Origin of the sequence: Arthrobacter sp. MMS18-M83 (assembly GCF_026683955.1) — a bacterium.
Lineage (GTDB): Bacteria > Actinomycetota > Actinomycetes > Actinomycetales > Micrococcaceae > Arthrobacter.
On sequence record NZ_CP113343.1, the window covers coordinates 856,414 to 875,553 of the forward strand.

The 19,140-nt window shown below is 63.8% G+C and carries 17 protein-coding genes and 1 pseudogene; 5 read left to right on the plus strand and 13 right to left on the minus strand.

From position 1 onward, the window contains the following. Positions 1-153 precede the first annotated feature (153 nt). From OW521_RS04035 to OW521_RS04045, 3 genes and pseudogenes are all read left to right on the plus strand, one after another. Positions 154-945, plus strand: coding sequence for an ABC transporter ATP-binding protein (locus OW521_RS04035; RefSeq protein WP_268023165.1), 792 nt, complete (start codon positions 154-156; stop codon positions 943-945). 8 nt (positions 946-953) lie between these two features. Further along, positions 954-1,696 (plus strand): annotated as a pseudogene (locus OW521_RS04040) (ABC transporter permease). Continuing rightward, positions 1,693-2,310, plus strand: coding sequence for a TetR/AcrR family transcriptional regulator (locus OW521_RS04045; RefSeq protein WP_268023167.1), 618 nt, complete (start codon positions 1,693-1,695; stop codon positions 2,308-2,310). The pseudogene OW521_RS04040 and the gene OW521_RS04045 overlap by 4 nt, the downstream one beginning before the upstream one ends. A 61-nt stretch (positions 2,311-2,371) precedes the next feature. Here OW521_RS04045 and OW521_RS04050 read toward each other — a convergent pair whose 3' ends face one another. The 5 genes from OW521_RS04050 to dxr all read right to left on the minus strand — a co-directional run bounded on the left by OW521_RS04050 (position 2,372) and on the right by dxr (position 7,375). Then, positions 2,372-3,271: a GNAT family N-acetyltransferase gene (locus OW521_RS04050; protein ID WP_268023169.1), complete on the minus strand. Its 900-nt coding sequence runs from the start codon at positions 3,269-3,271 to the stop codon at positions 2,372-2,374. Next, positions 3,225-4,391, minus strand: coding sequence for a flavodoxin-dependent (E)-4-hydroxy-3-methylbut-2-enyl-diphosphate synthase (ispG, locus tag OW521_RS04055; protein ID WP_268023171.1), 1,167 nt, complete (start codon positions 4,389-4,391; stop codon positions 3,225-3,227). Before ispG ends, OW521_RS04050 begins: the two co-directional genes overlap by 47 nt. Positions 4,392-4,457: 66 nt before the next feature. Further along, positions 4,458-4,751, minus strand: coding sequence for a YciI family protein (locus OW521_RS04060; RefSeq protein ID WP_268023172.1), 294 nt, complete (start codon positions 4,749-4,751; stop codon positions 4,458-4,460). Between the two features lie 90 nt (positions 4,752-4,841). After that, positions 4,842-6,173, minus strand: a complete 1,332-nt coding sequence (locus OW521_RS04065) for a M50 family metallopeptidase (protein WP_268023173.1) — start codon at positions 6,171-6,173, stop codon at positions 4,842-4,844. A 17-nt stretch (positions 6,174-6,190) separates the two neighbouring features. After that, positions 6,191-7,375, minus strand: coding sequence for a 1-deoxy-D-xylulose-5-phosphate reductoisomerase (gene dxr / locus OW521_RS04070; RefSeq protein ID WP_268023175.1), 1,185 nt, complete (start codon positions 7,373-7,375; stop codon positions 6,191-6,193). 38 nt (positions 7,376-7,413) lie between these two features. On the opposite strand from dxr, the gene OW521_RS04075 reads away from it, so the two are divergent. Continuing rightward, positions 7,414-8,880, plus strand: coding sequence for a lipase maturation factor family protein (locus tag OW521_RS04075; RefSeq protein ID WP_268023177.1), 1,467 nt, complete (start codon positions 7,414-7,416; stop codon positions 8,878-8,880). 19 nt (positions 8,881-8,899) lie between these two features. Here the strand turns inward: OW521_RS04075 and OW521_RS04080 are convergent, their stop codons facing one another. From OW521_RS04080 to OW521_RS04110, 7 genes are read right to left on the minus strand one after another with little or no spacing between them, the layout of a single operon-like run. Then, positions 8,900-9,736 carry an HpcH/HpaI aldolase/citrate lyase family protein gene (locus OW521_RS04080; RefSeq protein ID WP_268023179.1) on the minus strand — a complete coding sequence of 279 codons (837 nt, stop codon included), beginning with the start codon at positions 9,734-9,736 and terminating at the stop codon, positions 8,900-8,902. Further along, the gene (locus OW521_RS04085; RefSeq protein ID WP_268023181.1) at positions 9,733-10,284 is read right to left on the minus strand and encodes a MaoC family dehydratase; all 552 of its coding nucleotides are present in this window, start codon (positions 10,282-10,284) and stop codon (positions 9,733-9,735) included. The genes OW521_RS04080 and OW521_RS04085 overlap by 4 nt, the downstream gene beginning before the upstream one ends. Further along, positions 10,281-11,033 carry a CoA transferase subunit B gene (locus OW521_RS04090; RefSeq protein WP_268023183.1) on the minus strand — a complete coding sequence of 251 codons (753 nt, stop codon included), beginning with the start codon at positions 11,031-11,033 and terminating at the stop codon, positions 10,281-10,283. Before OW521_RS04090 ends, OW521_RS04085 begins: the two co-directional genes overlap by 4 nt. 2 nt (positions 11,034-11,035) lie before the next feature. Beyond that, positions 11,036-11,845, minus strand: a complete 810-nt coding sequence (locus OW521_RS04095) for a CoA transferase subunit A (protein WP_268023185.1) — start codon at positions 11,843-11,845, stop codon at positions 11,036-11,038. Between the two features lie 19 nt (positions 11,846-11,864). Continuing rightward, the gene (locus tag OW521_RS04100; protein WP_268023187.1) at positions 11,865-13,028 is read right to left on the minus strand and encodes an acyl-CoA dehydrogenase family protein; all 1,164 of its coding nucleotides are present in this window, start codon (positions 13,026-13,028) and stop codon (positions 11,865-11,867) included. Positions 13,029-13,030: 2 nt separating this feature from the next. Beyond that, positions 13,031-15,175, minus strand: coding sequence for an acetyl/propionyl/methylcrotonyl-CoA carboxylase subunit alpha (locus OW521_RS04105; RefSeq protein ID WP_268023189.1), 2,145 nt, complete (start codon positions 15,173-15,175; stop codon positions 13,031-13,033). 4 nt (positions 15,176-15,179) lie between these two features. Continuing rightward, on the minus strand, positions 15,180-16,787 hold the full coding sequence (locus OW521_RS04110) for a carboxyl transferase domain-containing protein (protein WP_268023190.1): 1,608 nt from the start codon (positions 16,785-16,787) through the stop codon (positions 15,180-15,182). Between the two features lie 153 nt (positions 16,788-16,940). On the opposite strand from OW521_RS04110, the gene OW521_RS04115 reads away from it, so the two are divergent. Then, positions 16,941-17,594 carry an SACE_7040 family transcriptional regulator gene (locus OW521_RS04115; RefSeq protein WP_326494003.1) on the plus strand — a complete coding sequence of 218 codons (654 nt, stop codon included), beginning with the start codon at positions 16,941-16,943 and terminating at the stop codon, positions 17,592-17,594. 113 nt (positions 17,595-17,707) lie between these two features. Here the strand turns inward: OW521_RS04115 and OW521_RS04120 are convergent, their stop codons facing one another. Next, the gene (locus OW521_RS04120; RefSeq protein ID WP_268023191.1) at positions 17,708-18,985 is read right to left on the minus strand and encodes a DDE-type integrase/transposase/recombinase; all 1,278 of its coding nucleotides are present in this window, start codon (positions 18,983-18,985) and stop codon (positions 17,708-17,710) included. Between the last annotated feature and the right edge of the window lie 155 nt (positions 18,986-19,140).

Consider the following 19,140-nt stretch of genomic DNA (forward strand, 5'->3'; position numbering starts at 1 on the left):
CAGCGGCTGGTCGGCCGCAGGCGCTGGTCTGAACATATGTGATCGCGGACACTTAATTCAAGGGCTTGGACTAATCAATATTTGTTGACCGGGACTGGTACCGGGACTACCTTTTATTCATCACCTGATGAATAAAATACCCCGGAGGCGACGATGTCCCATAGCGCATCAGGAAATACCACCCCAGACATGCCCCCGGCGGTCAAGGCGGAGGGCCTGCACGTCACCCGCGGCCACAAAAAGATCCTGCGCGGCCTGGACTTCGCCATGGAGCCCGGCCGCATCACGGGCTTGCTCGGCCCCTCCGGGAGCGGCAAGACAACCCTCATGCGCGGAATCGTCGGAGTCCAACGGCTCACTTCAGGATCCATAGAAGTGCTGGGCCGTCTGGCCGGCACACCATCGTTGAGGCACGACGTCGGGTACGTCACCCAAGCGCCGAGTGTGTACACCGACCTCAGCGTCGAAGCGAACGTCAGGTATTTCGGAGCCATGCACAGCGCCTCGGTCGCGGACACTGCGGAGGCGATTGCCGCCGTCGGGCTCGAAGCACTGGCACGTCGGAAGACTGCAGACCTGTCCGGCGGTGAATTCAGCCGGGTCTCGCTGGCATGCGCGCTCGTCTCGCACCCCCAGCTGCTGGTCCTCGACGAACCGACGGTTGGCCTGGATCCGGTACTGCGCGCCGAATTGTGGGAACGGTTTGCCGCGATGGCCGAATCGGGCACCACCCTGCTGGTGTCCAGCCACGTGATGGAGGAAGCCTCGCACTGTTCGTCCCTGCTCTTGCTTCGCGACGGCCTGCTGCTTGCGCAGCTCAGTCCGGCCGAACTCAGCGAACGTGGCCACAGCAACGACCTGGAAAAGGCCTTCCTGCACATCATCCAGGAGACGAGCGCCGCTTCGAACCGCCGGAGTGCCAATGAAAGCCAGGTGGCGTCATGAATCCGCGGATGATGTTTGCCACGACCAGGCGGGTTTTAGAACAACTGCGGCATGACCACCGCAGCGTCGCGCTCATCATGGTGGTTCCCGCCCTGCTGCTCACCGGCGTCTACTATCTCTTCGAGAACGAAACCTTGCCGCCCGGATTCCCCGGACCTTTGACCGCGTGGGACTCATGATGCTGGCCATCTTCCCGTTCGTGGTGATGTTCCTGGTCACGTCGATCACGATGTTGCGTGAGAGGACCTCGGGGACGCTCGAACGGCTCCTCACGACGCCGATCCACAAGGCCGATCTCCTGTTCGGCTACGCGTTGGCGTTCTCGATCATGGCCGCACTCCAATCGCTTGTAGCCACGGCGGTGGCCTATTGGATCTTCAATCTGGATATCAAGGGGAGTCCCGGTTATGTGGTGTTGATCGCCGTCATCAACGCTGTGCTGGGGGTCGCCCTGGGCCTGCTGTGCTCGGCCTTTGCCCGGACCGAATTCCAAGCAGTCCAGTTCATGCCAGTAGTGGTGATCCCGCAGATCCTGTTGTGCGGGCTCTTCGTCGCCCGGGACCACATGAACGGCCTCCTGGAGGGCATTTCGAACGTGCTGCCGCTGACGTTTTCGGTTGATGCGCTCCAACAGATCGCCGGCAACGCCGAGGCGACCCAGGCCATGTGGCAGGATGCAGGGATCATGGCGGCGATTGTGGTGGGAGTTTTGGTCCTGGCTTCGTTTACCCTCCGACGGCGGACCTCATGAGCGACGCGTTGCCTCCCCTACGGCGGGGACGCCGCGGCGGCGGCAGCGACTCGCGCGAACTGATCCTGGCGACGGCCCGCCGGCTATTCGCCGAGCATGGTTTCGACGGCACAAGCCTTCGGCAAGTGGCCCGCGAAGCAGAGGTGGACCCGGCCATGGTCCACCATTTCTTCAAGGGGAAAGACGAACTCTTCGCCCAGAGCGTGGAGCTCCCGGCGGATCCTGCGGAGGTGCTTGCCGGCGTCGAATCACTGGATCCGGCGCAGCGTTCGGAGACGATTGTCCGTGCCGTGCTGCGGTTGTGGGAAGGCCCGGCACAGCACGGACTCGTGGCGTTCGTCAGGGGAACCATTGGCTCCAAGGCCAAGACCGCCTTGCTGCGGGAGATGGTTGCCCGGACCATCCTCTCGAGGATCACATCCGGACTTTCCGGCTCTCACGAAGAGGCCAGGATGCGCGGAAACCTTGTTGCCACGCAGATGGTGGGGCTCATGCTGATGCGCTACGTAGTCCGGCTCGAACCACTGGCTTCGGCCTCGCAGGACGAGGTGGTGCGGCTCGTGGCGCCGAACGTCCAGCACTACCTCACAGGCGAACTCGATCTCCCCAAGTGACTCGCAGTTGTTGTCGTCATCAGGGCTCATAACGACAACTACTGCGAGTTAGTTGGGCCGGTCAGTACAGAACAGTGGCGAAGGTTCCGAGCCGTTGGAAACCGACCCGCTCATACGTCGCGCGCGCCCTGGTGTTGTATTCGTTGACGTACAGGCTTGTGATTGGCGCGAACTTCTGGGCCAGGACAACCACGCCAGCCATGTACCCGGCGCTGAGTCCTTGGCCGCGGAACTCGGGGTTCATCCAGACGCCTTGGACCTGAGTTGCCTGCGCCGTGACGGCACCGAGTTCGGCTTTGAACTTCACGGTTCCACCGTCGATGTGCACCAAGGAATGGCCTTGCCGGATCAGCCCGGCCACCCGGCGGCTGTAGAAGTCTTCGCTCCCCAGAAAGGGCGAATAACCCACTTCTTCTTCGAACATGGCCGCACAAGCGGGCAGAATGCGGTCAAAGTCGGCGATGTCTCCAAAACAGAGCTGCGGGTTGGCTTGGACAGCGGGCGGGCCCGATATTGCCAGAAGCGGCTGGTCGGCGCGAACCTCGTGAGCGAAATGACCCAGTTGCTCCAACCGGGAGTGAAGTGCCAGCACGGACTCCGCGGGCCCGAAGATGGAGGCATAGCGACGGCCCGCCCGGTGCGCAGCTGAGGCGACGCGGGCAGCCAATTCCGGGTCGAGCTGCACCGGAACCAGATTGGCACCGGCCCAGCAGGCACCCACCAGGGTGTCGCCGTCGAACACTCCGAACACGCTCGCGCCGCCGGAAGTAGGGGCGGCGCTCCCCGACGAGTCAAGGTGCGCCAAAATGAAGACATTCGCTACTGCGTCTTCCATCGCGAGCGCGCGAAGGGACCGGGTGTCGGCGGCGCCGAGCACCCGGACGGTGACACCGTCCAGCCCGGTTGCATCTTTACTACGAGACGCTAACCACGGGGCTACCCTTGACAGCACCTTCGCCATCGGCCTCCCCCATCTCTTCAGCGATACGCATGGCCTCTTCGATCAGTGTCTCAACAATCTGGCTCTCGGGAACAGTCTTGATGACTTCACCCCTCACAAAGATCTGCCCCTTGCCGTTTCCGGAAGCAACGCCCAGATCGGCCTCGCGAGCCTCACCCGGACCGTTCACCACGCAACCCATGACGGCGACGCGAAGCGGAATCTCCATTCCTTCAAGCCCGGCGGTGACCTGCTCCGCGAGCGTGTAGACGTCCACCTGGGCGCGTCCGCAGGAGGGGCAGGAGACGATTTCCAACTTGCGCGGGCGCAGGTTGAGGGACTGCAGGATCTGGTTGCCTACCTTGATTTCCTCAACGGGCGGCGCAGACAGGGACACGCGGATGGTGTCCCCGATGCCCCGGGACAGAAGTGCACCGAAGGCCGTTGCGGACTTAATGGTTCCCTGGAACGCCGGTCCGGCCTCGGTCACGCCAAGGTGCAGGGGCCAGTCGCCCTTTTCGGCAAGCATCTCGTAGGCCGCCACCATAATCACGGGGTCGTTGTGCTTGACCGAGATCTTGAAATCGTGGAAGCCGTGTTCTTCGAACAGGGAAGCTTCCCAAACTGCCGATTCCACGAGGGCTTCCGGTGTGGCTTTGCCGTACTTCTTCAGGATGCCGGGCTCCAGGGAGCCCGCGTTGACGCCGATCCGGATGGAAGTCCCGTGGTCCTTGGCGGCCTTGGCGATTTCCTTCACCTGGTCGTCGAACTTGCGGATGTTGCCCGGATTGACCCGTACCGCTGCGCAACCGGCCTCGATCGCGGCGAAGACGTATTTGGGCTGGAAGTGGATGTCCGCGATGACAGGGATCTGCGACTTGCGGGCAATGATCGGCAGCGCCTCGGCGTCATCCGCGGAAGGGCAAGCGACACGCACGATGTCACAGCCGGACGCCGTCAGCTCCGCGATCTGCTGCAGCGTGGCGTTGATGTCCGTGGTAGGGGTGGTAGTCATCGATTGCACGCTGATGGGTGAATCGGAGCCGACGCCCACCGAACCCACCTTGATCTGGCGGGTCTTGCGGCGGGGCGCGAGAACGGGGGGCGGGGCTGATGGCATTCCCAGGCTGACCGAGGTCACGTGGACTCCTTGGGTTGAAGTGGGTGGATCGTGGGGCTGGGTTCCGGGCCCCGTCCGGTCAAGCGGCTAGGAAGCGTGGGCGGAGAGCACTCCGATAATGGGATTCCACTCCGACGTCCGGATTCCTGCAATCCCTTGCACGGCGGCGAAGGGGTCCTCCTTCAACGTGGCGTTCAGCTCGGACTCGTCTGCGGCTTTGAGCAGCAAAAGCGCCCCCGCACCGTCGGTGTAAGGGCCGCTTGCCAGCAGGGTCCCCTGTTCGGCAAGGCCGGCGAGCCAGGCGCGGTGGGCGGGGCGGTTCGCGTCGCGCACCTCGGCGGACTCGGCGTCGTACACGTACTCAACAGCGAAAACAGTCATACGGATAGCCTATCCCCCCAGTACAATTCAGGGGCCGGCCCAATCCGGGGCGTCCACCGCGCGCCTCCGGCGCCTGCCGGACCGGACAGATCAGCCAAAGATATTGACGGGCTTGACGATGTCCGCGTAGATCAGCAGCACACTCATGGCAATGAGCACGCTGGCCACGACGTACGTCAGCGGCAGAAGCTTGGCGATGTCGAAAGCGCCGGGATCCGGCTTGCCGCGCAGCTTGGCGATTCGGCGCCGGGCTCCCTCATAGAGCGCGCCGGCCACATGTCCGCCGTCGAGCGGCAGCAGCGGAACCAGGTTGAAGATGGCGAGGGCGAAGTTCAGTCCTGCCAGCAGTCCAACGAGAACCGCGATGCGCGATTGCAGCGGAACCTGATCCATGGCAGCGACTTCACCAGCTGCCCGGCCGACTCCCACCACGCTGATGGGACCGTTGGGATCGCGCGGCTCCGAGCTGAAGGCCGCTTGCGCCACGCCGACCACCCTGGCGGGCAGGTTGAGGATGACTCCGGCGATTTGCTTGATGTTCTCGCCGGCCATCGGAAGAACGGTCGACGCCGGCTGGGGCACCATGGCGGTCTGGGCGCCGATGCCGAGGAACCCGACTTCCTCATATAACGGCTTGCCGTCCGCGCCTTTGGCCTGCTGACCGTTGTCTCCAATGACAGGGCGTGCGGAAAGGACCGGGGTTACTTGGGAGGTGACGCTGTTGCCGTCACGCTCCACGGTGATCTGGACGGCCTTGCCGGCGGAAGCCCGGATCCAGCCGCTCATTTCAGCCCAGCTGGTGACAGGTTTTCCGTCGAAGCTGGTGACAACGTCGTTGGGCTGGAGCTTGGCCGCTGCCGCCGGGGTCAGCCGGCAGTTCGGTGAATTTGGATCAACAGTCTCTCCCGCTTTCACCTGGCACTTGGACACGTTGGCAATGGTGGTAGTGGCGGTGGATACACCGAAGCCCATGAGCAACACCGCGGTCAGCACAAGGCCAATGAGCAGGTTCATGGCCGGGCCGCCCAGCATAATAATGATCTTTTTCCAGACCGGCAGCTTGTAGAAGACCCTGTTCTGGTCGCTCGGTCCCACGTCCTCATGCGCCGCGGACCGGGCCTCCGTGGCAAGGGTTTGGAACATGCTGGTACTGGACGGACGCACGCTGCCATCGTCCTGGTTGGGCGGGTACATGCCGATCATGGCGACGTAGCCGCCGAGCGGAATGGCCTTGAAACCGTATTCGGTCTCGCCCTTCCGTGTGGACCAGAGGGTGGGGCCGAAACCGATCATGTACTTCGTGACGCGCACTTTGAAAAGCTTGGCGGGCACGAGATGCCCCACCTCGTGCAACGCGATGGAGACGGCCACGCCGATCGCGACGAAGACGACTCCGAGAATGAACAGGATGACGGGATTCATGCCTTAAGTGCTGCTTCCTAAAGGGTGCTGCTGGCTAAACGATCGTGGGTGCGCGTGCGTGCCCATCTCTCAGCATCCAACACCGAGTCCACCGTCAGCTCCAAGGATCCTGAATGTTCGCTGAGGACGGACTCCACCGTGTCCACAATATCCGTGAATCGGATCCTGCCGGCATGGAAGGCTTCAACGGCTTCCTCGTTGGCCGCGTTGAAGACAGCCGGGAAAGTACTGCCTTGCTTCGCGGCGTCCTTGGCCAGTTCCACCGCCGGGAATGCTACCGAGTCAAGGGGTTCGAACGTCCAACTGGTGGCCTGGGTCCAGTCGCAGGCCTTAGCGGCGCGGGGCACGCGATCCGGCCACCCGAGTCCAAGGGCGATGGGCAACCGCATGTCCGGCGGCGAAGCCTGGGCGATGATGGAGCCATCCACGAACTCCACCATGGAATGCACCACTGACTGCGGGTGCACCACGACGTCGATCCTGTCCAAGGGGACGTCGAATAGAAGATGCGCTTCGATGACTTCCAGGCCTTTGTTGACCAGGCTGGCTGAGTTGGTGGTGACCATCAGGCCCATATCCCACGTGGGGTGGGCAAGAGCCTCGGCCGGCGTAACGTCGCGGAGTTGCTCGCGGTTCCGGCCCCGGAACGGACCGCCGGAAGCTGTCAGGATGAGTTTCTCAACCTCGTTGTCAGATCCCGCGCGGAGGCACTGGGCAATGGCCGAGTGTTCGGAATCCACCGGCACGATCTGGTCAACGGCTGCCGCGGCTTTCACAAGGGCACCGCCCACAATCAGGGATTCTTTGTTCGCCAAGGCGAGGGTAGCGCCGGACTTCAGTGCTGCCAGCGTAGGGGCCAAGCCGATGGAACCCGTGATGCCGTTGAGTACGACGTCCGCTTCGATCGCGGCAATCTTGGTGGACGCGTCCGGCCCTGTGATGATCGCCGGATCATAGTTCCTGAGTCCGGCGGCGGAGGCGGCAGCGCCTATGAGTGTACGGAGTTCATGGGCGTCGCCATAGGCGATGCCCACTGCCTGCGCCTTGGTGTGGACGGCCTGGTGCGCGATCAGTTCCAGGTTGCCGCCACCTGCGCTCAGTGCCACGACCTCGAACAGGTGGGGAGCGGCGTCGACCACCTCAATCGCCTGTGTGCCAATGGAACCAGTGGACCCGAGGAGAATGATCTTGCGCGGCTGCATTGCTTAAGTATCCCGCACCCCAGGCGTAGCGTTGGTTTGTGGACTGGGTCTCGTGGTTCGAGGCGCCGGACTATGAATTCGCCCGGCAGGTGCTCCAACGCGGCACGGCCGCGCTCTACTTCATCGCGTTCCTCTCCAGCCTCAACCAATTCCCGGCGCTCCTCGGTGAACACGGGCTTCTCCCTGTGCCGCGGTACGTTGGCGGTCACAGGATCTTGCGCAGGCCCAGCCTTTTCCGGTGGAAGTATTCGGACTCCTTGCTCCGGGCAGTCTGCGCCACCGGACTCGTCATTTCCTTGACGCTCTTGGGCGGGCTGCCGCAGCTTGGCCCACCGTGGCTTCCGCTGGCCGCGTTCCTGGCACTGTGGCTGCTCTACATGTCGATCGTGAACGTTGGCCAGACCTTCTATGGCTTCGGCTGGGAGATGCTGCTGCTCGAAATGGGATTCACGGTTGCATTCCTCGGTTCGGACCAGACTCCCCCGCCAAAGACCATCCTCGTTCTGCTCGTGTGGCTGTTGTTCAGGCTGGAGTTCGGCGCCGGCATGATCAAGATCCATGGCGGAAGCGAGTGGCGTGATTTAACCGCCCTGTACTACCACCACGAGACGCAGCCCATGCCCGGACCGTTGAGCCGCCAGGCGCACCTCCTGCCCAAACCGATGCACCGCATGGAAGTGCTCGGCAACCACTTCGCCCAACTGGTGGTGCCGTTCTTCCTGTTCGCTCCACAGCCGCTGGCCAGCATTGCCGCCGGAATCGTTGTCTTCACGCAGCTTTGGCTTGTTGGGAGCGGGAACTTCGCGTGGCTCAACTGGTCCGGGATCGTGCTTGCCTTCGCTGCGGTGAGTGACCCGGTCGCCCACGCTGTGCTGCCTTTCATACCGCAACGGACGGTCCCGGCTGCGCCGGTTCCGCAGACCCCGGTGTGGTGGCTCGCCGTCGTACTTTCAGTGACGGTGCTTCTCTTGGTGCTCAGCTATTGGCCTATCCGCAATTTACTCTCGCGGGAGCAGCTCATGAACGCCAGCTTCAACCGATGGCAGTTGGTCAACACCTATGGGGCGTTCGGTACGGTGACCCGGCACCGGGTGGAAATCGTGGTGGAAGGCACGCAGGCCGACGTTCCCGTCGATGAGGCCGACTGGCGCGAATACGGCTTCAAGGGCAAACCCGGCGACGTCCGCAGGCTCCCCCGCCAATGGGCGCCGTACCACCTGCGCCTCGACTGGTTGATGTGGTTCCTGCCCCTGCGCACCGTTCACGAGGAGTGGTTCTACGCGTTCTTGGGCAAGCTGCTCGACGCCGACCGGCCCACCTTGCGCTTGTTGCGTCAGGACCCGTTCGACGGCGCACGACCGCGTTGGGTGCGGGCGCGCAGCTTCCTGTACCGCTTCGCCACGAGGGCCGAGTTCCGCGAAACGGGCCAGCGTTGGATCCGGATGGAGCTCTACGAGGTCATTGCCCCCTTGGGCCATCCGGCGTCGCGGCGGCAGGGACGCTAGATCCTGTGGGACTGAACCTTCAGGAAAGCCGGGCCCTGTGCAGCGTCGATTCGGCGTGTTTGAGGATGGGACCGTCCACCATTTTGCCTTTGTACTGGAAGACCCCGGTTCCGGCCGCAGCGGCTGCTTCAAGCAGCTCCCGTGCCTCAGCGACGGCGTCCGGCGAGGGTGCGTAGGCTTCGCGGACAACGGCAACCTGGTTCGGGTGGATGCAGGCCTTGGCACCGAAACCACTAGCGACTGCGTCTGCGGATTCCACGGCCAATCCGGCAAGATCGGGAATGTCGACGTAGACCGAATCGATGGCTTCCTTGCCCGCAGCCTTGGCGGCGAGCAGCACCGCGGAACGGGAGTGCATGGCGACGGCCCGGTAGCCGCCGTCATTCTTGCGGCTGGAGGTGCCGCCCATGGAGGCGATCAGGTCCTCGGCACCCCACATTAGCCCGACGACGTTGGGTGCCTGGGCGATCGCACTCGCGTTGAGGATCCCTTTGGCCGTCTCGCACAAGGCAATGACGTGGTAACCCTCGAGTGCCTTCAACTGTTCGCCGGACTCGGCCTTGGCCAGCATCACGGTGCGGTACGGCGTGTGCGTGAGGCAGTGCAGGTCCTTCTCGAAGTCCGGGGTGCCCACCGGGTTGACGCGCACAATCGTACGGCTGGGGTCGAGCTCGGCGGTCTCGCCACCCGAGCCAAGCTGGGCGAGGATGGCGCCCCGGGCGCGTTTCTTGTCCGCGGGGGCGACCGCGTCCTCGAGGTCCAGGATCACGGCGTCGGAACGCTCGGCGGCCTTTTGGTACCGTTCCGGACGGTCGGCGGGGCAGAAAAGCAGTGCGGGGCCCATCGTGAAGGTCATGTATTGATTGTCCTCTGTTGCGCCTCGAGATGCGCGGTCCGGGTCCACATGAGGCAAGCCCTCGTGGCCAAGGCCACAACCGTTCCGTCTTGGTTGCGGCCGGTGTGCTTCATGGTCACGACGCCCTGACCGGGACGCGACGACGACGCCCGCTTCCCTGTGACCACAGTCTCGGTGTAGAGGGTGTCGCCGTGGTAGAGCGGGTGCGGAAAAGAGACGTCCGTGAGGCCAAGCTGGGCAATGATGGTGCCCTGGGTCAGCTGCGTGACGGACTGCCCCACCATGGTGGACAACGTGAACATCGAGTTCATGAGCCGCTGGCCGAAGGGCTGGGTGGCACTCCAGGCCGCGTCCAAGTGGAGGGCCTGGGTATTCATGGTCAGTGTGGTGAACAGGACGTTGTCCGTCTCCGTGACGGTCCGGCCGGGCCGATGGGCGTAAACAACGTCTTCCTCGAGCTCGTCGAAGTAAAGCCCGCGCTGTTCGATAATTCGGGGTTCGGAGACTCGGGGTCCACCGTTGCCCGGGGTTTCAGGGCCCGCTGTCATACAGTCAGCTCCTGGTCTTCTTCGAAGAGCTCGACGCCGGTCGCAGCCGCAACGTCCTCCGCAGACACATTCGGCGCCAACTCGCGCAGGACCAGCCTCGATGCCCCACCCTCGGAGACGACGTCGATCACGGCGAGATCGGTGATGATCCTGTCCACGCAACCCTTCCCCGTCACCGGCAACGAGCATTCCTTGACGATCTTGGGCTTGCCGTTGCGGTCAACGTGCTCCATCATCACGATCACCCGCTTGGCGCCGAAGACGAGATCCATGGCGCCGCCCATGCCTTTGACCATCTTTCCCGGGATCATCCAGTTGGCCAGGTCCCCGTTGGCCGCAACCTCCATGGCGCCCAGCACGGCCACGTCTACATGGCCGCCGCGGATCATCCCGAACGATGTTGCCGAGTCGAAGAACGCGGCGCCCGCATTGACGGTGACCGTTTCCTTGCCTGCGTTGATCAGGTCGGGGTCCACTTGATCGTCAGCGGGATAGGGGCCGACGCCCAGGATGCCGTTCTCGGAATGCAGGATCACTTCGACTCCGGCAGGGATGTAGTTGGGAATCAGGGTAGGCATGCCGATCCCCAGGTTGACGTACTGTCCGTTGCGGAGCTCGCGGGCCACGCGGGCGGCCAGTTCGTTCCGCGTCCAGCCCTTGCCTTCGTGATGTTCGACGTTGGCCCTGCGGTACTCGTGCCTGACCGCCTCGGGACGCGGCGGCACATCCTGGGTGATGTTCGATTCCATGGCTACGCTCCTGCCTGATCGGTAGTGCCGGCAGCTTCCGTAGTGCCCGCAGCAGATGCCTGGGTCAACGCAACTGTCCGCTTTTCGATGCGCTTCTCCGTGTCCGGTGCAAGGACGACCCGCTGGACGAAAATGCCTGGAGTGTGGATGTTTTGCGGATCGAGTTCGCCGGGCTCCACGAGCTCTTCTACCTCGGCGATGGTGATCCGGGCCGCCATGGCGCACAACGGGTTAAAGTTCATGGCCGTCGCGTGGAAGACGAGGTTCCCGTGGCGGTCGCCCTTCCAGGCATGGACCAGTCCGAAATCGGGCGTCAGCGACTCCTCCAGGACATAGTCCGCGCCGTTGAAGGTACGCACTTCCTTGGGAGAGGATGCGATCGCAACGTTCCCGTCGGCGTCGTACTTTTGCGGAAGGCCGCCTTCCGAGACCTGGGTCCCGACGCCGGCCGCCGTGAAGAACGCGGGGATGCCGGCGCCCCCGGCGCGCAGTTTCTCCGCGAGCGTCCCTTGCGGGGTGAGAACCACCTCGAGCTCGCCGGCCAAATACTGCCGCGCGAACTCCTTGTTCTCACCAACATAGGAACTGATGGTCCGGCGGATACGCCCGTCCCTTAGCAAAATACCCAGGCCCCAGTCGTCCACGCCGCAGTTGTTGCTGACCGTTTCAAGGTCCTTGGTGCCTTGATCGTGGAGCGCATCGATCAGCGCCACGGGGATACCGCACAAGCCGAATCCGCCGACGGCGAGCGAGGCACCGTCGTGGATGTCCTTCACCGCTTCCGCGGCGCTGGCAACAACTTTGTCGATCATCGTTTACCTTCCCTGACGGTTAAAGGCCCAGCTCGCGGGCGATGAGCATCAACTGGACCTCGGTGGTTCCTTCCCCGACTTCCAGGATCTTGGAGTCGCGGTAGTGCCGTGCCACCGTGAATTCGTTGATGAAGCCATAGCCACCGAACACCTGGGTGGCGTCCCGTGCGTTGTCCATGGCTGCCTCGCCTGCGACCATCTTAGCGATGGCTGCTTCGGTCTTGAACGGCTTGCCGGCCAGCATCCTCGCGGCCGCATCATAGTAGGCCAAACGTGCCGTGTGGGCCCGTGCCTGCATGCGGGCGATCTTGAACTGAATGGCCTGGTACTTGCCGATGTGGTGCCCGAAAGCCATACGTTCCTTGGCGTATTTCACGGACAATTCGACGCAGCCCTGTGCCGCGCCGGTGGCGAGCGCGGCGATGGCGATGCGGCCCTCGTCCAGGATGGACAGGAAGTTGGCGTAGCCCCGCCCCTGGACACCGAGCAGGTTCTCTTCGGGCACGCGGACGTTGTTCAGCGTGAGCGGGTGGGTGTCGGAGGCGTTCCAGCCCACCTTGTTGTAGGCCTTTTCCGCGGTGAAACCGGGCGTGTCGGTGGGAACCAGGATGGTGGAGATTTCCTTCTTGATGCTCCCGTCCTTGCGTTCATGCTGTCCGGTGACGGCGGTGACGGTGACCAGGCGCGTGATGTCCGTACCGGAGTTGGTGATGAACTCCTTGTTGCCGTTGATGACCCAGCGGCCGTCTTCAAGGTGTGCGTTCGTCTTGGTGCCGCCTGCGTCCGAGCCAGCCTCTGGCTCGGTCAGGCCGAACCCGGCGAGTGCTTCGGCGGAGGTCAGCTGCGGCAGCCACTGTTCCTTTTGCGCTTGGGTGCCGAAGCGGTACACAGGCATGGCGCCCAGCGATACGCCTGCTTCAAGGGTGATCGCCACGGACTGGTCCACCCGGCCTAGCTGTTCCAGCGCGAGAGCGAGGGCGAAGTAGTCTCCACCCATTCCGCCGAACTCTTCAGGGAAGGGCAGGCCGAAGAGGCCCATCTCGCCCATCTGCTTGACGACTTCATAGGGGAAGCTGTGTTCCTCGTCGTGTTTGGTGGACACCGGGGCCACTACCTCGTCGGCAAATTCCCGGACGGAGTTGCTCAGGTCCTGGTATTCCTCGCTGAGTTCAAAACTTGCCATGGCTAGACTTCCTCGTCTTTCTGGTTTTCTGTCGGTTCCCCCGTGGGTTCCGGGGTAGGTTCTTGAGTGGCTTCTGCCACCACGTGGATGGTGGCGAGGACTTGGTCCGCCTTGACGAGGTCCCCGGTTTTGCTGCTGAGGTGCACGGTGCCGGACACCGAGGCCAGCAATTGGTGCTCCATCTTCATCGCTTCCACGGCAAGGAGGACCTGGCCGGTTTCGACGTGGTCGCCGTTGTGCACCGAAACGGAGACGACGGTTCCCGGCATAGGAGACCGGACTTCCGGATCCGCGGCGCCTTCCTCGCGCTGGATGCCCGCGAGGACGCGTTGGAGCCGGGCCTCGCGGTCCAGGATCTCCAGCCGGCAGGACCAGCCGTCGCTGCCGAGCCAAAGCTCGCGCGGCTGGCCAGATCCGGCGCCTCCCGGAGAAGGCGAGCCGTGCGCGAAATGGTGCTCGACGCCGTCGAGCACCAGCGCGGCTTGTTCCGCGGTTCCCGTCAGCATCTCTGCAGTGTGCACGACGCCGCCATCCACTTGCGCCGTGATGCTCGAACCGTTCCCGGTGAGCGCAATGGTGGCCAGGCCGGCGTCGGGAAGACCGATGGTGGTCTTCCACGGCGCGCGGGCGCCGACGCGCCAGCCATCGGCGGTGTTCCAGGGCGATTCCGTCCCGACACGCGCCTGGACTTGGCGGTTCAGCAGCTCCGAACGGCTGAGGATCGCTGCGGCGATCAACTCCACGTCCGTGATCCGACGGAACTCCAGCCCCTCCAGCTTTCGCTCGATCAAACCGGTGTCGAGGCGCCCGGCGCGGACGTCCTCGTCGTTGATCAGAAGCCGCAGATACTCAACGTTCGTGTGAATGCCCAGCAGGGTGTAGTCCCCCAATGCGTGGTCAAGGGTGTCCAACGCCGCCTTGCGGTCCGGTCCCCAGGCAATGACCTTCGCCAACATGGGATCGTAGTCGCCGGTGATGGACAGTCCGGGCCGCATGGCGGAGTCAACGCGGACATGGGGATCGTCGCCGGCGCGTTCCCGGAGCGTCACGATCTCGCCGATCGACGGCATGAAACCGCGTTGGGGTACCTCCGCGTAGACGCGCGCCTCTATCGCATGGCCGTCAAGCACGACGTCGGACTGTGCGACCGTGAGGACCTCACCTGCCGCTATGCGCACTTGCCATTCGACAAGGTCGACGCCAGTCACCATTTCCGTGACCGGGTGTTCCACCTGGAGGCGGGTGTTCATCTCCATGAAGAAGAAGTGCTCCGGATCCTTGTCCGAGACAAGGAACTCGACCGTTCCCGCGCCGCTGTACTTGACGCTTCGGGCGGCCTGGCAGGCGGCCTCACCGATCCGCGCCCGGACTTCGGCACCATTCGCGAGGGACTCCAGCAAGGGGGACGGCGCCTCCTCGATGACTTTCTGGTGGCGGCGCTGAAGCGAACATTCGCGCTCGCCAAGGTGGATCACGTTGCCATGGTTGTCCGCAAGGACCTGGACCTCGATGTGCCGGGGCGACTGGATGAGCCGTTCCAGGAACAGGGTGTCATCACCGAAGGCGCTCGCCGCCACACGCCGGGCTGTCAGCAGCGTGGACGCCATATCCTCCAGCCGCTCCACGATGTGCATCCCTTTGCCGCCACCGCCGGCCGAGGGCTTGATGAGCAGGGGGAAGCCGACGCCGGGCGCAGCCTTGATCAGTTCCGCATCGCTCAGGCCCGGTTCGGCGATGCCAGGAACGCAGGGGACGCCATAGGACATGACGTGGTTCTTGGAACGGATCTTGTCGCCCATGATCTCGATGGCGTCAATGCCGGGGCCGATGAACGCAATCCCTGCGGCGTCCAAGGCCTTGGCGAACTCCACGTTCTCGGCCAGGAATCCGTATCCGGGGTGGACGGCTTGTGCTCCGCTTTGCAGGCACGCCTCGATGATGGCGTCTATCCGCAGGTAGCTGTCCGCTGCCGCGGCTGTGCCGATCCGTACGGCAGTGTCCGCTTCACGCACATGCCGGGCTCCGGCGTCGGCGTCTGAATAGACCGCCACCGAGCGGATGCCCATGACCTTGAGGGTGCGGATGACACGGCAGGCGATCTCGCCGCGGTTGGCGACAAGGACGGTGTCGAAAGAGTTGATTGTCATGGGGTCACATCCGGAAGAGGCCGAAGGAGGTTTCCGGCAGGGGTTGGCGGGACACAGTATCGAGGGCCATACCCAGGACGCGCCGGGTGTCGGCCGGGTCGATGATGCCGTCGTCCCAGAGCCGGGCGGTGGAGTAATAGGGGCTGCCTTGGTCCTCGTATTGCTGCTTGATGGGCGCCTTGAACGCTTCCTCGTCTCCCGCGGACCATTCCTCGCCGCGGGCCTCGTACTGGTCCCGTTTGACGGTAGCCAGCACGCTGGAGGCCTGGTTCCCGCCCATGACCGAAATACGGGATGCGGGCCACATCCAGAGGAACCGCGGTGAGTAGGCGCGGCCGCACATCGAGTAGTTTCCAGCGCCGAAGGAACCGCCGATCACCACGGTCAGCTTGGGCACCCGGGCGGTGGCGACCGCGGTGACCATTTTGGCGCCGTTCTTGGCGATGCCGCCCTGCTCGACGTCCTTGCCCACCATGAAGCCGGAGAGGTTCTGCAGGAAGACCAGCGGGATGCCGCGCTGATCGCAGAGCTCAATGAAGTGCGCTCCCTTGAGGGAGGACTCACTGAACAGCACCCCATTGTTGGCCACGATGCCCACGGGGTGGCCGTGCAGCTTCGCGAACCCGGTGACCAGGGTGGTGCCGTAGTTCTTCTTGAATTCATGGAACCTGGAGCCATCCACCAGACGGGCGATGACTTCGCGGACGTCATATTGCGCGTTGACGTCCGTAGGAACGGCACCATAGATCTCGCCCGGATCAACAACGGGCTCGACGGCGGCGTCCACGTCCCATGCCGGATCTGCCGGCTTGGGCAGCGTGGACACGATGTCGCGGACGATCTGCAGGGCATGCTCATCGTTTTCGGCCAGGTGGTCGGTCACGCCCGAAATCCTGGAGTGGACGTCCCCGCCGCCGAGTTCCTCTGCCGTGACGATTTCACCGATGGCGGCCTTCACGAGGGGCGGCCCGCCGAGGAAGATGGTGCCCTGGTTGCGGACAATAACCGTCTCGTCACTCATGGCGGGTACGTAGGCACCACCGGCGGTGCAAGACCCCATGACCGAGGCAATCTGCGGGATCTTAGCGGCAGACATCTTCGCCTGGTTGAAGAAGATCCGGCCAAAGTGCTCCTTGTCCGGGAACACCTCGTCCTGCTTGGGCAGGAACGCTCCCCCGGAATCGACGAGGTAGACGCACGGCAGTCTGTTCTCCAGGGCTATTTCCTGGGCCCGGAGGTGCTTCTTCACCGTCATGGGGTAATAAGTACCGCCCTTGACCGTGGCGTCGTTGGAGACCACCATCACCTGGCGGCCATGGACCAAGCCGATCCCGGCAATGACCCCTGCGCCCGGCGAATCGTCGTTGTACATCCCGTTGGCCGCCAACGGGGCGATCTCCAGGAACGGGCTTCCCTCGTCCAGCAAATAGTTGATGCGCTCGCGCGGCAACAACTTCCCCCGGGAGATATGCCGCTCACGCGATTTTTCCGGTCCACCGAGGGCGGCCACGGCAAGTCGCTTCTTCAACTCCTGCACCAGCGAAAGCTGCGCTTCCGCGTTGGCCGCGAACTGGTCGCTGCTGGTATCCAGCTGGCTGGCGAGTGTCTCCATCGGCTGTGTCCCATCCCGGCCAAAAGGCCCATCTCAGTTAGTACCGCATAACTGGAATTTAGGTTAGTCTCTATTAACTGTGTTGTCCATCACCTCGGCACTGGGCTTGCCCCGGTATCGACGCTGAATTGGACGCTTGCAAAAGGAGGAATTGTGGTCACCTTCCAGCGGAGCTCCCAGCAGGACGGCCCTACCCAGCGGAGCCCCAAGCAAGACAGCCAGACCCAGCGAAGCCAGGCTAAGGAAACCCGGCGCAAGGCGCTCCTCGTGGCGGCTGCCGGACTGTTTGCCGCAGACGGCTTCAACCGCGTGTCGCTGGAGGACCTCGGAGCGGCCGCAGGCGTCAGCGGACCGGCCGTGTACCGGCATTTCCCGGGAAAACAGGCCGTCCTTGCCGAGCTGCTGCTGAGCGTGAGCCGCAATCTGCTCGACGGCGGCCGCAGCGTAGTGTCCGAGGCCCCCGACGCCGAAACCGCGTTGCGCGGGCTGGTGGAATTCCATGTTGACTTCGCCCTCAGCAATCCCGATGTCATCCGGGTCCAGGACCGCGATTTCAGCAACCTCAGCGATGCCGACCAAGCCGAAGTCCGCACCCTGCAGCGCAACTACGTGGAACTGTGGGTAGGAGTGCTCGGCGTACTGCATCCCGACACGGATCCTGCCGAACTACGGGTCCGCGCCCACGCAGCCTTCGGCCTCATCAACTCGACGCCCCACTCGGTTCGGCACCACGGACGACGCATGGCGGTCAAAAGCGCCCGGCCCATCCTCGAACGGATGGCTTTGGCGGCACTGACCGTTCGCTAATTCCCTGCCCCAAAGACCCAACTAACTCGCAGTTGTTGTCATTATGAGCCGTTGTCATGTCTCGGGACCTCGTGGACAGTTCATGTCTCATGACCTTGTGGACGGTTGATGTCTCATGACTTCGTGGACACTTCGTCCGTGGGTGGTTTGAGGCGCGGGTAGCGTGTCCGTTTCCGGCGTGCTCCGGCGGGGTCTGCTGCGATGCCTGAGGGTTTGCCGTTGCCGACGTAGCGGGTGCCTTTGACAGGCAGGGGGTGGGTGGTGATCTCGGTGCCGCGGGTGTCGAAGAACATGATCTCGGCGTGGTCGTAAACGATGTGCACGGTGCTCCCGGCCAGGTCCTGGCCGATGTTGAACGCGGTTCCCAGCACGGTAACGCGGCCGTCGTTCCTGACGAGCCGTTGCGTGCTCCGTGCCGGTGCCGGGACGGTCATGGCGGGTTCCGGGAGGGCCGGTGCGGGTGTTTTCGGGGTCGCGTCCCAGGCTTCCTGCGGGGTCAGGGCCCCGGGCAGGGCCTGGTGTTCGCGTTCGGTGTTGTAGTAGTGGTCGAAGGTATCGATCTGGGCTTGCAGGACGGGAATCGACGGGGCCGGCGGCTGGCGGTGCAGGTACTGGTGCAGGGTGCGGTGGAAGCGTTCGTTCTTGCCCTGGGTGGTGGGTTTGCCCGGTCTGCCGGTGATCGGTTCCACACCGTGGGATTTGAGGAACTCCACGAGTGCGCCGGTGCGTCCGCGGCGGGTCGGGTTCAGGGCCGCGCCGTTGTCGGAGAGGAATTTCTCCGGCACGCCGTGGCGTTCGATGGCCAGGGCGACGACGGCGATCGCGGCCTCGCTCGTTTCCCCGGTGGCCGCCAGGGAGGCCAGGGCCAGGCGGGAGTGGTCATCGAGGAGCTGGAAGACCGCCACGGTCTTCCCGTCGGCCAGCCGCCACTCGGTCGCGTCGATCTGCCAGCACGCGTTCGGTTGCGGGTAGACGAACCGCTGGTAGGCGCTGCGGGGCTTCTTCCGCGGCTCGGGCACCACGACACCGGCCCGGTCGAAGATCCTGGCCACCGTCGCCCGGGACGGCGGGGCGAAGCCTTGCCGGGACAGCTTTGCGATTACCGACAACGGGCCGTGATCCAGCCCCTTGGCCTCAAGATCCGCCCGGGTGGCCAGCAGGAGTTCGACCATCGCCGGTGCCGTGGCTTTCGGGCTGGTCAACGGCACCGGGCGCTTGATCTCCAGGGCCTTCACCGGCCCGACGCGTCCGGCCGCCGTGCGGACCTTGTAGAACCAGGCACGCGAGACACCGTGTTCGGTGCAGAACGCGCTCACGGCACCGCGTGGCGCATCGGCCGGCCACGTAGCAACGGCATGACGGACACTGATCTTCGGGGCGGGTTTGCTCATGAACCAGAGCAAACCCGCCCCGTCTGTCTACGAGGTCCTGAGACACACTGTCCACGAAGTCATGAGACATAAGTGTCCATTAAGTCATGAGACTCCACAGTCATTATGAGCCGTCAAAACGACAACTACTGCGAGTCAGTTGGGCCTGAGAGCGC

Coding starts and splice junctions, on each gene's coding strand:
- OW521_RS04045 (WP_268023167.1), top strand. CDS start 1,693: ATGAGCGACGCGTTGCCTCCCCTACGGCGGGGACGCCGCGGCGGCGGC.
- OW521_RS04065 (WP_268023173.1), bottom strand. CDS start 6,173: ATGAATCCCGTCATCCTGTTCATTCTCGGAGTCGTCTTCGTCGCGATC.
- OW521_RS04105 (WP_268023189.1), bottom strand. CDS start 15,175: ATGACAATCAACTCTTTCGACACCGTCCTTGTCGCCAACCGCGGCGAG.
- OW521_RS04035 (WP_268023165.1), top strand. CDS start 154: ATGTCCCATAGCGCATCAGGAAATACCACCCCAGACATGCCCCCGGCG.
- OW521_RS04095 (WP_268023185.1), bottom strand. CDS start 11,845: ATGATCGACAAAGTTGTTGCCAGCGCCGCGGAAGCGGTGAAGGACATC.
- OW521_RS04100 (WP_268023187.1), bottom strand. CDS start 13,028: ATGGCAAGTTTTGAACTCAGCGAGGAATACCAGGACCTGAGCAACTCC.
- OW521_RS04050 (WP_268023169.1), bottom strand. CDS start 3,271: ATGGCGAAGGTGCTGTCAAGGGTAGCCCCGTGGTTAGCGTCTCGTAGT.
- dxr (WP_268023175.1), bottom strand. CDS start 7,375: ATGCAGCCGCGCAAGATCATTCTCCTCGGGTCCACTGGTTCCATTGGC.
- OW521_RS04120 (WP_268023191.1), bottom strand. CDS start 18,985: ATGAGCAAACCCGCCCCGAAGATCAGTGTCCGTCATGCCGTTGCTACG.
- OW521_RS04090 (WP_268023183.1), bottom strand. CDS start 11,033: ATGGAATCGAACATCACCCAGGATGTGCCGCCGCGTCCCGAGGCGGTC.
- OW521_RS04110 (WP_268023190.1), bottom strand. CDS start 16,787: ATGGAGACACTCGCCAGCCAGCTGGATACCAGCAGCGACCAGTTCGCG.
- OW521_RS04080 (WP_268023179.1), bottom strand. CDS start 9,736: ATGACCTTCACGATGGGCCCCGCACTGCTTTTCTGCCCCGCCGACCGT.
- OW521_RS04085 (WP_268023181.1), bottom strand. CDS start 10,284: ATGACAGCGGGCCCTGAAACCCCGGGCAACGGTGGACCCCGAGTCTCC.
- OW521_RS04060 (WP_268023172.1), bottom strand. CDS start 4,751: ATGACTGTTTTCGCTGTTGAGTACGTGTACGACGCCGAGTCCGCCGAG.